This window comes from Bradyrhizobium sp. SZCCHNR1002, from assembly GCF_032381435.1.
GTDB lineage: Bacteria > Pseudomonadota > Alphaproteobacteria > Rhizobiales > Xanthobacteraceae > Bradyrhizobium > Bradyrhizobium aeschynomenes.
This window is the reverse complement of record NZ_JAUHIS010000004.1, coordinates 628,701-640,560: the sequence shown is the minus strand read 5'-3', so window position 1 is coordinate 640,560 and position 11,860 is coordinate 628,701. Positions and strand designations below refer to the sequence as shown.

Below are 11,860 nucleotides of genomic sequence, written 5' to 3'. Positions count from 1 at the left end.
CCCGCGGCCTCAGGGCTGCCGCGGCAGTCGATCAGAATTTGACGCCGGCGGCGGCGCTGTTGGCCACCCCTGGCTCCATGCCGTTCGACGGAACGGATGCCGCCGGGGACTGGGTCGCCGGCTTTTCCACCAGCATGACGATCGCGGTGCCTAGCAGCAGCAGCAGCTCAGTTGCATGAAGGCGCAGCGCCTGCGTCTCGCCGACCTTCGCGGCCATGATCATGCTGAAGAACGTCAGCATGCTGCCAAGGCCCAGGCCGATCGACAACGCTTCGACATAGCCCGCCACCTTTCGCACCCGCGGAACCAGGATCAGGACCAGGAACATCGCGAAAAAGCCTGCGACCGTCAGTCGCGCCAGCGCGAGCAGCCAAGCGGCGCGGACGGTCTCGAGGCCCGAGAGGTGAAGATGATCGCTGATGAACAGCGCGATCGCGATATTGGGCCGTGCGAACAGCGCCTGGATCGGCGAGACCATGATCTGGAAGGCGATGGCGGTCCAGGCGGGCACGAAATACAGCGCCAGCAGCACGCCATTGACGCAGCTCAGCCGCCAGTTCCTGATCACGCAGTTCTTGATCATGTTCGTCCGCCTTTGCGTCCCGCAGTTCCAGACGAGCTAACGCGCGGCAAATGCACCCGGCAATTTAAACCCTTTGTTTACCTTAACGGGGCGGCCGGCCGGGATCGGTTGGCGCGCCCAAGCGCGACCAGGAACGTGAGCTGAGCTTACGGATCGCTCGAGCCGTCAGACCCGTTTTCAACCTGCGCCCTCGTTCCCTCCTGCCCGGGCTGCCGGCTTTCGCCGGGCTCCTGCCGGATCGGCTTGCCCTGCGTCTGGCCCTGCTGATTCTGGCCGGGGTTCTGGTGACCCTGGTTTTGGTCGGTCAGGCTGCTCATGCCCGTCTCCCTCATGGCAATGGCACGACAACCAATGCGGGAACACTCCTCCAGTTGCCTGGCGGCCGCGTTCCCTGGCGATTGTTCCGTGGCAATGATGTGCCGCAACGGGGGCAACGGAACCGCGCCATCAAAGCAGGCGGGATAAGCCCTCAATTGCGGCACTGCACGCTGTTGCGGCAGACGGTTCCTAGCTGTTAGTACTTGACCACGCGTCGCCTTTGGCGCGGGCGAGGTCCCGGTACCATCCCCGCGCCGCAAGGCCCCCGCCGCGTTGCGAACCGGTCTCGGCAGTCAGGACAACGGCAGTCTCAATAACGGCAGTCCATGGATTATTTCGCGCAGCAGCTCATCAACGGCCTCGTGCTCGGCTCGATCTACGGCCTGATCGCCATCGGCTACACCATGGTCTATGGCATCGTCGGCATGATCAATTTCGCCCATGGCGACGTCTTCATGATCGGCGGCTTCATCGCGCTGATCTCGTTCCTGGTGCTCGTCTCGATCGGCCTGACCGCTGTCCCGGTCATCCTGCTGATCGTGCTGCTGGTGGCGATGGCCATCACCGCGCTGTATGGCTGGACCATCGAGCGCATCGCCTATCGTCCGCTGCGCCACTCCTTCCGCCTGGCGCCGATGCTGTCGGCCATCGGCATGTCGTTCGTGCTGACGAATTTCTCCCAGGTGTCGCAGGGCGCACGCGTCAAGCCGGTGCCGCCGATCGTCACCGGCGGCTACACGCTGCACGAGGGCGAGAGCGGCTTCGTCGTTCAGCTCTCCAACATTCAGATCGTGGTGGTGATTACCACGATCGTGCTGCTGGGACTGTTCACCTGGCTGGTGTCGCGCACGCGGCTCGGCCGCGACATGCGCGCCTGCGAGCAGGACCAGACCATGGCGGCGCTGCTCGGCGTCGACGTCGACCGCACCATCTCGATGACCTTCGTGATCGGCGCCGCGCTCGCTGCCGTCGCCGGCATGATGTACCTGCTGTATTACGGCCTGGTCGATTTCTTCATGGGCTTCGTCGCCGGCATCAAGGCGTTCACGGCGGCCGTGCTCGGCGGCATCGGCTCGCTGCCGGGAGCGATGCTCGGCGGCCTCGCGATCGGACTGATCGAGACGTTCTGGTCGGCCTACTTCTCCGTGGAGTACAAGGACGTCGCAGCATTCTCGATCCTCATCGTGGTGCTGATCTTCATGCCGACCGGCCTGCTCGGCCGGCCCGAAGTCGAAAAAGTCTGAAGACGGAGCCCGTGTGAGCGCGTCCCATCCCGCCTCGTCGAATGGCTCCGAACCGGTCGGAGCCGCCTTCATCCTCAAAAAGGCCTTCCTCAGCGCCCTCGTCGCACTCGGCCTGTTCTCGCTGATGATCGGCGTCCGGACCGAAGCGGGCCAAAGCGGCCAGCTCGAATACTGGACGCGCTTCGGGGACCTCGCCAGCCTGGTCGCGGCGGTCTTCGTCGGCTCGATCATTGTCGAGCTCCTGCGGCTGTGGCTCGGTCCGCGCGGCGGCCTCGGCAGCTTCGTGCCCTCCTCGGTGCAGAGCGGCCTGTCGGTCGCCGGCCGCTATCTCGCGCCGGCGCTGCTGATCTTCACCTTCCTCGTGCCGGTGATCTTCTACAATCAGCGCTACATTCTCGATCTCGGCATCCTGGTGCTCACCTATGTGATGCTCGGCTGGGGCCTCAACGTCGTGGTCGGCCTGGCCGGCCTGCTGGACCTCGGCTATGTCGCGTTCTACGCGGTCGGCGCCTATTCCTACGGGCTGCTGTCGACCACCTTCGGCCTGTCGTTCTGGATCTGCCTGCCGCTCGCCGGCATCCTCGCCGCATTCTGGGGCGTGCTGCTCGGCTTCCCCGTGCTGCGGCTGCGCGGCGACTATCTCGCGATCGTCACGCTTGCGTTCGGCGAGATCATCCGCCTCGTGCTGATCAACTGGCAGGATGTCACCGGCGGCCCCAACGGCATCTCCGGCATTCCGCGGCCGAGCCTGTTCGGCATTCCGCTGACGCCGGGCGAAGGCGGCCTCGCGGCCATGCTCGGCATTCCCTTTTCGCCGACGCATCGCATCGTCTTCCTGTTCTATCTGATCCTGGCGCTGGCGCTGCTCACCAACTGGGTCACCATCCGGCTGCGCCGGCTGCCGATCGGCCGCGCCTGGGAAGCGCTGCGCGAGGACGAGGTCGCCTGCCGCGCCCTCGGCATCAACATCACGACGACCAAGCTCACGGCGTTCGCCACCGGCGCCATGTTCGGCGGCTTCGCCGGCGCCTTCTTCGCCACCCGCCAGGGCTTCATCAGCCCGGAATCCTTCACCTTCCAGGAATCGGCGCTGGTGCTCGCGATCGTCGTGCTCGGCGGCATGGGATCGCAGCTCGGCGTGGCGCTCGCCGCGCTCGCCATGATCGGCGGCTTCGAGCTGTTCCGAAGCCTCGAGGTCTATCGCATGCTGGTGTTCGGTCTCGCCATGGTGCTGATCATGATCTGGCGCCCGCGCGGCATCGTCGGCCATCGCGCACCGACCGTATTTCTGGAAAAATCCAAGAGCATCTCTTCGGACCTCGTCAAGGAAGGCCACGGATGAGCTCCGCTCCGATCCTCGCACTCGAAAATCTCACCATGCGCTTCGGCGGCATCGTCGCCGTCAACGCGCTGTCGTTCACCGCGCAGCGCCAGCAGATCACGGCGCTGATCGGCCCCAACGGCGCCGGCAAGACCACCGTGTTCAACTGCATCACCGGCTTCTACAAGCCCACCTCCGGCGTGATCCGCCTGACGCATGATGACGGTATGCAATTCGAGATGCAGAAGCTGAAGGACTTCAACATCTCCAAGCAGGCCAAGGTGGCGCGCACGTTCCAGAACATCCGGCTGTTTCCGGGCATGACCGCGCTCGAGAACCTGATGGTGGCGCAACACAACGCCCTGATGCGTGCGTCGGGCTTCACGCTGCTCGGGCTGCTCGGCGTGCCGTCCTGGCGCGCCGCCGAGCAGAGCGCGATCGATGCCGCGGTGTTCTGGCTGAAGCGCGTCGGGCTGATCGACCGGGCCGATGATGCGGCCGGCAATCTCGCTTACGGCGACCAGCGGCGGCTGGAGATCGCACGGGCGATGTGCACCGGGCCCGCCCTGCTCTGTCTCGACGAACCCGCCGCCGGCCTCAACGCGCGCGAGAGCGCCGCGCTGAGCGAGCTCCTGCTCTCGATCCGCAGCGACCACGGCACATCGATCCTCTTGATCGAGCATGACATGAGCGTCGTCATGGAAATCTCCGACCGCGTCGTCGTGATGGACTACGGCGTCAAGATCGCCGAGGGCACGCCGCGCGAGATCCGCGACGATCCCAAGGTCATCGCCGCCTATCTCGGCACCGACGAGGAAGAGGCCGCAGCCGTGATGGAGGCCGAGGCGTGAGTGCGTCCCTGCTCGCCATCCGCAACCTGCGCGCCTCCTATGGCAAGATCGAAGCGCTCAAGGGCGTCGACCTCGAGATCAAATCCGGCGAAATCGTCGCGCTGATCGGCGCCAACGGGGCCGGCAAGTCGACGCTGATGATGTCGATCTTCGGCCGCCCGCGCGCCAGCTCCGGTCATATCGTCTATGACGGCCACGACATCACGCAGGTGCCGACGCACCAGATCGCGCGGCTCAAGATCGCGCAGTCGCCGGAGGGCCGCCGCATCTTCCCGCGCATGAGCGTCGCAGAGAACCTGCAGATGGGCGCCGACGCCGGCGACACCACCGAGGCCGAGCGCGCCGGCACGCTGGAGCGCGTGTTCGCGCTGTTCCCTCGGCTGAAGGAGCGCATCGACCAGCGCGGCGGGACGCTGTCCGGCGGCGAGCAGCAGATGCTGGCGATCGGGCGCGCGCTGATGAGCCGGCCGCGGCTGCTGCTGCTCGACGAGCCTTCGCTCGGCCTGGCCCCTCTGATCGCCCGGCAGATTTTCGACGCGATCCGGACACTGAACCGCCAGGACGGTTTGACCGTGCTGATCGTGGAGCAGAACGCCAATCATGCGCTGAAGCTCGCCCACCGCGGCTACGTGCTGGTCAACGGACTGGTCACGCTGTCGGGCACCGGGGCCGAGCTGTTGCAGCGGCCGGAGATCCGCGCCGCCTATCTGGAGGGCGGCCGCCACTAGGCGACCATCGAGCCCCCGGCAGGCCGGCAGAAATGGCCTTAGCCCTTCGTCGATCTGCCCGAAAAATGCCGGTGACTTCGGCGGAAAATCAGCCACAATGCGCGCGGTCTGCGGCCCGCCGTTCGGGCCGTTTCCGTGTCGACCTACCCCCTGTGAGGATTTCTCATGAAACCACTCAAACTCATCGGCTTGGCTCTGGGCGCGTCGCTGGCGCTCTCGACCGCAGCCTACGCCGAAGACATCACCATCGCCGTGGCCGGCCCGATGACCGGCGGCGAGTCGGCGTTCGGTCGTCAGATGCAGAACGGCGCCGAGATGGCGGTCGCCGACCTCAATGCCGCAGGCGGCGTGCTCGGCAAGAAGCTCGCCCTCCAAGTCGGTGACGACGCCTGCGATCCCAAGCAGGCCCGCTCGGTCGCCGAGAAGCTCGCCGGCTCCGGCATTCCGTTCGTCGCCGGGCACTTCTGCTCGTCGTCGTCGATCCCGGCCTCCGAGGCCTATGCCGACAGCAACGTGCTGCAGATCACGCCCGCTTCGACCAACCCGCTGTTCACCGAGCGCAAGCTGTGGAACGTGGCGCGCGTTTGCGGCCGTGACGATCAGCAGGGCCTGGTGGCCGCGAACTACATCGCGAAGAACTTCAAGGGCAAGAACATCGCGATCCTCAACGACAAGACCACCTACGGGAAGGGTCTCGCCGACGAGACCAAGAAGGCGCTCAACAAGGCTGGCGTCACCGAGAAGATGTTCGAGTCGTACAACAAGGGCGACAAGGACTTCAACGCGATCGTCTCCCGCCTGAAGCGTGAGAACATCGACCTCGTCTATGTCGGCGGCTATCATCAGGAAGCCGGCCTGATCCTGCGTCAGATGCGCGACCAGGGCCTCAAGACGATCCTGATGGCGGGCGACGCGATGAACGACAAGGAGTTCGCCTCGATCACCGGTCCGGCCGCGGAAGGCACGCTGTTCACCTTCGGCCCCGAGCCGCGCAACAAGCCGACCGCCAAGGCGATCGTGGACAAGTTCAAGGCCAAGAACATCGATCCCGAGGGCTACACGCTCTACACCTACGCCGCGATCCAGGTCTGGTCGCAGGCGGTGAAGAAGGCCAACACCACCGATGCCAAGAAGGTGATGGACACCATCAAGGCCGGCGAGTGGGACACGGTGCTGGGCAAGCTCGGCTTCGACGCCAAGGGCGACATCAAGCAGATCGACTACGTCGTCTACAAGTGGGACGCCAAGGGCGCCTACGCCGAGCTCGGCGGCAAAGGCTCCTGATCTCAGATCAAAGTGATCCACAAAATGGAACGCCCCGGTCGATGACCGGGGCGTTTTTCTTCAGCTGATTACGGGCGACTTCGCGCTTCGTCGCCAAGCCTGATTGAAGGCGAGGCACCGAATTCCGCAATCGATCAGCCTGCGCAGACCGACAGAGGCGCTGCGCGCGTGTTCTTCACGGCCGAGCGGGCTGCCTCGACCGCGCGCATCAATTCTGCCGGCCGGAACGGCTTCTGCAGATAGACGACCCGGGTCAACTCCTCCGACATCGCGGCCCCGTCGAACGCGCTCATGCCGGAGACGGCCACGACGGGTACATCGGGAACCAGCGCACGCATCCCGCTGACCAGATCGAGACCGTTGGAGTCATCGAGATAGATATCGACGATCACGGCGTCGAACGTCTGGTCGCGGAACAATTGCAGTCCGGCCGGAGCGGTTCCCGCTTCGACCACATCGAACTGATTGACGCGCAGCACCATGCTAATCATGGCCCGGACGTCCTTTTGATCGTCCACCACAAGAATCCGTGGCATCAAAATCTCCAGAAATTTTTCGTTGGACAGCCTACAACATAAAAAGAAATCAGCTACAACTACGGGTATATTTATCCCGGTTGCGGTAAAGGTGCAGTTACTCCAACGCGCGACTCATTCAACAGAACGCTACATATTGGTAACATACAACCTTTATTAGAATAGCATATTTTTTCGCGTCACCATCGTCTCCGTGCCGAGTTGCACGTTGATGACAGGGCGCAGGACTTTGGAGATGCAGAGCATCGAGGATACTGGCGAAGTTCTTCTATCGACGACCACCGCAACGCATCGGGACCGTGTCGCAGCACTGGCTGCGGTTGTCGTCTCGGCCCTGCTCTTTGCCGCCGCCGCTCCCTTCGCCAAGGTCCAGCTGCCGGCAACGCCGGCGTTTGTCGCCAGCTATCAGTCGGCGCTGGCACTGAATGACCTGATCACCGCGTTCCTGCTGTTCTCCCAATTCGTGCTGCTGCGCTCGCGCCCGCTGCTGTGGCTGGCCTCTGGATATCTGTTCACCGCACCGGCGGCGCTGCTGCACACTCTGGTCTTTCCCGGGCTCTACTCACAGACCGGGCTGCTCGGCGCCGGACCGCAGAGCGCAGTCTGGATCTACATGATCTGGCATGGCGGGTTCCCGTTCTTCGTCCTCGCCTATGCGCTGCACACGCGCCGCCGGCTCGCGCCCGTCAGCTCGGTCGCCGCGGCGCTGTCGTTCGCAATCCTCGGCGTGGCGATCGTTCTCGCTGCGCTGACCTGGACGGTGATCGCCTTCGATTCATCGCTTCCCGCGCTGATCCACGACGGTACGGCGACAACGGCCCTGAAGGTCGTGGTCGGCTCAATCTGGTGCGTGACGCTCGTGGCGTTGGCCGTGCTGGCGTGGCGCGGCCCGCACACCATTCTCGATCTCTGGGTCATGGTGGTGCTGTGCGCCTGGCTATTCGACCTTTCGCTGTCATCGATGCTCAATGCCGCAAGATTCGATCTCGGCTACTACGCGGGCCGCATCTACGGCCTGCTGGCGGCGAGCTTCGTGCTCGGCGTCCTGCTCGCCGACAATGTCGGACTGCAGACGCGCCTCACGCGCCTGCTGCGGCAGCAGCGCCGGCAGAACGAAAGCGAGCGGGCCCGCTTCATCGCGCGCGAGAGACTGTTCAGCGCCGTCGTCGAGTCCTCCAATGACGCCATCATCACACTCACCCTGCATGGCAAGATCACGTCATGGAACCGCGCAGCCGAGCATCTGTTCGGATACGGCGCCGACGACGCGCTTGGCAACGACATCGGCCTGATCGTCCCCGCCGAGCGGCGCTCCGAGGTCGATGGCATCCTCGAGCGGATCGGCGGCGGCGAGAAGATCGAGCATCACGAGACAGTGCGTCGGCACAGGGACGGCCACGCGATCGAGGTGTCGCTCAGCGTCTCCCCAATCCACGACGCCCGCGGCACCGTGATCGGCGCCTCGAAGGTCGCGCGCGACATCACCGAGAGCAAACGTACACGCCACGCGCTGAATCGAGAGACGGAGGAGCGGCGGCGCATCTTCGAGACCTCGCAGGACCTGATCCTGATCGCGAACTCCCGCGGCGATTTGATGCAGGTGAGCCCGAGCGCACAGGGCATCCTCGGCTATCGGCCCGAGGAGATGGTCGGCCGCAACGCCAGCGACTTCGTCTACCCGCCCGAGCTGGAGACCGTTCGCAGCCAGATGCGCGACTGCCGCCGCGGCCGCGACATCCACAATTTCGAGGCGCAGCTGCTGCACAAGGAAGGACGCGGCGTCGTCCTGAACTGGATGGCGAGCTGGTCGGAGCCGGTGCAGCGCCACTTTTTCGTCGGCCGCGACCTGACCGAAAAGCGCGCCGCCGAGGCGCAATTCCGCCAGGCGCAGAAGATGGAGGCGGTCGGCCAGCTCACCGGAGGGGTCGCCCACGACTTCAACAACATCCTCACCGTCATCACCGGCAGCATTTCCATCCTCTCCGACGCCGTCGCCGGGCGGCCGGAGCTCGCATCCGTCGCTAAGCTGATCGACGATTCCGCCGACCGGGGCGCGCATCTCACCCGGCAATTGCTCGCCTTCGCGCGCAAGCAGCCGCTTCAGCCGGTCGACCTCGACGTCAACGCGCTGATGAACGAGACCGCCGCCCTGCTGCGTCCGACGCTCGGCGAGCACATCGAGATCGAACGCATCCTCAGTCTCGATCCCTGCACCGCGCTGGCCGATCCGAACCAGCTCGCCACTGCGATCGTCAACCTCGCCCTCAATGCGCGCGATGCGATGCCGCAAGGCGGCAAGCTGACGCTGGAGACCGCGAACGTCGCCCTCGATCAGGACTATGCCGACGCCAACAACGAGGTCGCGGTCGGCGACTACGTCATGGTCGCGGTCAGCGACACCGGCAGCGGCATCCCGCCGGCCTATCTCGACAAGGTGTTCGACCCTTTCTTCTCGACCAAGGGCGTCGGCAAGGGCACCGGCCTTGGCCTCAGCATGGTGTTCGGCTTCGTCAAGCAGTCCGGCGGCCACATCAAGATCTATAGTGAAGTCGGGCACGGCACCTCGATCAAGCTCTACCTGCCGCGCTCGGCTTCGATGCCGACGACAGCCACGGATCAGCGCGCGCTCGACACGAGCGGCGGCAGTGAGACGATCCTGATCGTCGAGGACGATCCGATGGTCCGCCAGCACGTCGTCACCCAGGTTGCCAGCCTCGGCTACACCACCCTCGCCGCCGCCAACGCTGCCGAGGCGCTCGACGTGCTGGAACGCCATCCGGAGATCGATCTGCTGTTCACCGACGTCATCATGCCCGGCGCCATGAATGGCCGCCAGCTCGCCGATACCGCCCGCGCGCGGCGTCCGTCGCTGAAGACGCTGTTCACGTCCGGCTACACCGAAAACGCCATCGTGCATCACGGCCGCCTCGACGCCGGTGTGCTGCTGCTGGCCAAGCCCTACCGCAAGCCGGAACTCGCCCGCATGATCCGCATCGCGCTGGAGAAGTGAGGTCGTAGAGCGGACGAGCGCAAGAAGCGACCTCCGGGTTTCACCGACCGGGTCATGGGACCGCCTGGTCATCGCAGCGCTGATCATGGCCGAAGGCTTGGACCAACTCGGACTTGCCTTGAGCCGCCTCGCCAGCTGAGCTATCGGTCCGCCAACGTCCCCATCGCGAGAATGGCCGTGCAGAATCTTCTCACCGACATTGCAGGCGTACGCGTCGGCCACGCCGACGATGCAGCGCTCGCCTCCGGCGTGACCGCGATTTTGTTTGACCAGCCGGCGGTGGCCGCGATCGACATTCGCGGCGGCGGACCCGGGGTGCGCGAGGATGCGCTGCTCGATCCCGTCAATACGGTCGAGCGGATCGACGCCATTGCGCTGTCGGGCGGCTCGGCGTTCGGGCTGGAAGCTGCGAGCGGCATCCAGGCGTGGCTCGCCGAGCAGGGCCGCGGCTTTGCCGTGCGCGACGCGCTGATCCCGATCGTGCCCGGCGCGATCGTGTTCGATCTGCTGAACGGCGGCAACAAGGCCTGGGGCCGCTATGCGCCCTATCGCGAGCTCGGCCACGCAGCGGCCGCCGCGGCGGACACGACGTTTGCGCTGGGCAGCGTCGGGGCCGGGCTCGGCGCCACCACGGCCAACCTGCAGGGCGGGCTCGGCTCGGCCTCGGCGACGACGCGCGGCGGCATCAAGGTCGCGGCCATCGCGGTCGTCAACGCGGTCGGCAGCGTCACGGTCGGCGATGGCCCATGGTTCTGGGCTGCGCCTTACGAAGTCGACGGTGAGTTCGGCGGCCGCGGCCTGCCCGCCACGTTCACGCCGGACATGCTGGCGATGCGCATCAAGGGCGGCCCTGCCCCGTCGGCGTCCGAGAATACGACCATCACGCTGGTCGTGACCGATGCGATCCTGACCAAGGCGCAGGCGAAGCGGCTGGCGATGATGGCGCAGACCGGCATGGCACGGGCGATCTATCCGGTCCACCTGCCGCTCGATGGCGACATCGTGTTCGCGGCGGCGACCTGCGCCAAGCCGGTGGAGCCGCTGGTCGAGCTGAGCGAGCTGGGCATGGTCGCGGCCAACGTGCTGGCGCGTGCGATCGCGCGCGGCGTCTATCATGCCAGGCGGCTGCCGTTCGCCGGCGCCCTGCCGTCCTGGCAGGACCGCTTCGGCAGCTGAGCGGCTTGCGAGGCTTACGCGCTCACCGCGGTCGTGGACGAACCACGCAGCCGTATCGACTGATGCTGCATCAGCTTCTCGATCATGTTGTAGGACGAGGTCGCGGCATTGGAAGCTGCGGTGGTTGCCGGCATGATCAGCGTCATCTTGGAGCCGTCGGCATAGGTGATGGTGGTGGTCGTTGAGCCGTCGCTGTTGGTGGACGACGAACTCGACGCGCCCGACAGCGCCTGCATCAGCGCATCGGCCCCTGCACCCGCGGAATTGCCCGAGCCGGCGCTCGCGCCAGCCTCCTGATGATGGTGATGGCCACGACGACCACGCGCGCCCTGCAGTGCCGAGGTCAGCTCGTCCATGCTGACATTGCCGTCGCTGTTGCTGTCGAGCTTGCCGAACACCTTGTCGGCATTGGCGATGTTGGTGCCGCCGGCGCCGAGCGCGGTCTCGAACTCGGATCTCGTGATCTGCCCGTCGCCATCGCCGTCGATCTGCGAGAACAGATCCTGCAGCGGATTGGTCGCCGCGTCCGACGACGAGCCCGACTGGCTCTGCGCCGCCAGCAGCGCGCTCATCGTCTCCGGCGCGATCTGCCCGGAACCGCTGCTGCCCGAACTGGACCACGGGCTGAAATTGCCGGAGCCGCTCGCAGCATCGCCGCCGAGACTGAACAGGCCGCCGCCGGGATTGCCGGATTTGCCCGATCCGGACTTGGTCGATCCCAGCGACTGCAGGCCTTCCAGGACCGACGAGGCGGCCCCCAATGCGAACCACATGGCGAAACTCCGAGACGGCCGTGGCAAACACGGCGA

At 65.6% G+C, this 11,860-nt stretch carries 11 protein-coding genes; 7 read left to right on the top strand and 4 right to left on the bottom strand.

What is annotated here, in order from left to right:
• Positions 1-31: 31 nt before the first annotated feature.
• Both QX108_RS22530 and QX108_RS22525 read right to left on the bottom strand, forming a co-directional pair.
• Complete coding sequence (locus QX108_RS22530) at positions 32-583, bottom strand: hypothetical protein (protein ID WP_315787352.1); 552 nt, start codon at positions 581-583, stop codon at positions 32-34.
• Positions 584-729: 146 nt separating this feature from the next.
• Positions 730-900, bottom strand: coding sequence for a hypothetical protein (locus QX108_RS22525; RefSeq protein WP_315719405.1), 171 nt, complete (start codon positions 898-900; stop codon positions 730-732).
• Positions 901-1,227: 327 nt separating this feature from the next.
• Here QX108_RS22525 and QX108_RS22520 point away from each other — a divergent pair, with 327 nt between their 5' ends.
• From QX108_RS22520 to QX108_RS22500, 5 genes are all read left to right on the top strand, one after another.
• Positions 1,228-2,145, top strand: coding sequence for an ABC transporter permease subunit (locus QX108_RS22520; protein WP_172113805.1), 918 nt, complete (start codon positions 1,228-1,230; stop codon positions 2,143-2,145).
• A 13-nt stretch (positions 2,146-2,158) separates the two neighbouring features.
• Positions 2,159-3,487 carry a high-affinity branched-chain amino acid ABC transporter permease LivM gene (gene livM / locus QX108_RS22515; protein ID WP_315719404.1) on the top strand — a complete coding sequence of 443 codons (1,329 nt, stop codon included), beginning with the start codon at positions 2,159-2,161 and terminating at the stop codon, positions 3,485-3,487.
• The gene (locus QX108_RS22510; RefSeq protein ID WP_315719403.1) at positions 3,484-4,317 is read left to right on the top strand and encodes an ABC transporter ATP-binding protein; all 834 of its coding nucleotides are present in this window, start codon (positions 3,484-3,486) and stop codon (positions 4,315-4,317) included. The genes livM and QX108_RS22510 overlap by 4 nt, the downstream gene beginning before the upstream one ends.
• The gene (locus QX108_RS22505; RefSeq protein ID WP_172113802.1) at positions 4,314-5,045 is read left to right on the top strand and encodes an ABC transporter ATP-binding protein; all 732 of its coding nucleotides are present in this window, start codon (positions 4,314-4,316) and stop codon (positions 5,043-5,045) included. Before QX108_RS22510 ends, QX108_RS22505 begins: the two co-directional genes overlap by 4 nt.
• A 165-nt stretch (positions 5,046-5,210) precedes the next feature.
• Positions 5,211-6,329 (top strand): branched-chain amino acid ABC transporter substrate-binding protein, encoded by a 1,119-nt coding sequence (locus tag QX108_RS22500; RefSeq protein WP_172113801.1) that lies wholly within the window; start codon positions 5,211-5,213, stop codon positions 6,327-6,329.
• A gap of 134 nt (positions 6,330-6,463) precedes the next feature.
• Here QX108_RS22500 and QX108_RS22495 read toward each other — a convergent pair whose 3' ends face one another.
• On the bottom strand, positions 6,464-6,865 hold the full coding sequence (locus tag QX108_RS22495) for a response regulator (RefSeq protein ID WP_315719401.1): 402 nt from the start codon (positions 6,863-6,865) through the stop codon (positions 6,464-6,466).
• A gap of 235 nt (positions 6,866-7,100) precedes the next feature.
• Between QX108_RS22495 and QX108_RS22490 the strand changes: the two genes are divergently transcribed.
• Both QX108_RS22490 and QX108_RS22485 read left to right on the top strand, forming a co-directional pair.
• Positions 7,101-9,875, top strand: coding sequence for a PAS domain S-box protein (locus tag QX108_RS22490; protein WP_315787356.1), 2,775 nt, complete (start codon positions 7,101-7,103; stop codon positions 9,873-9,875).
• Positions 9,876-10,052: 177 nt separating this feature from the next.
• The gene (locus tag QX108_RS22485) at positions 10,053-11,051 is read left to right on the top strand and encodes a P1 family peptidase (RefSeq protein ID WP_315787357.1); all 999 of its coding nucleotides are present in this window, start codon (positions 10,053-10,055) and stop codon (positions 11,049-11,051) included.
• Between the two features lie 14 nt (positions 11,052-11,065).
• Here the strand turns inward: QX108_RS22485 and QX108_RS22480 are convergent, their stop codons facing one another.
• On the bottom strand, positions 11,066-11,824 hold the full coding sequence (locus QX108_RS22480) for an EF-hand domain-containing protein (protein WP_315787358.1): 759 nt from the start codon (positions 11,822-11,824) through the stop codon (positions 11,066-11,068).
• Positions 11,825-11,860 lie beyond the last annotated feature (36 nt).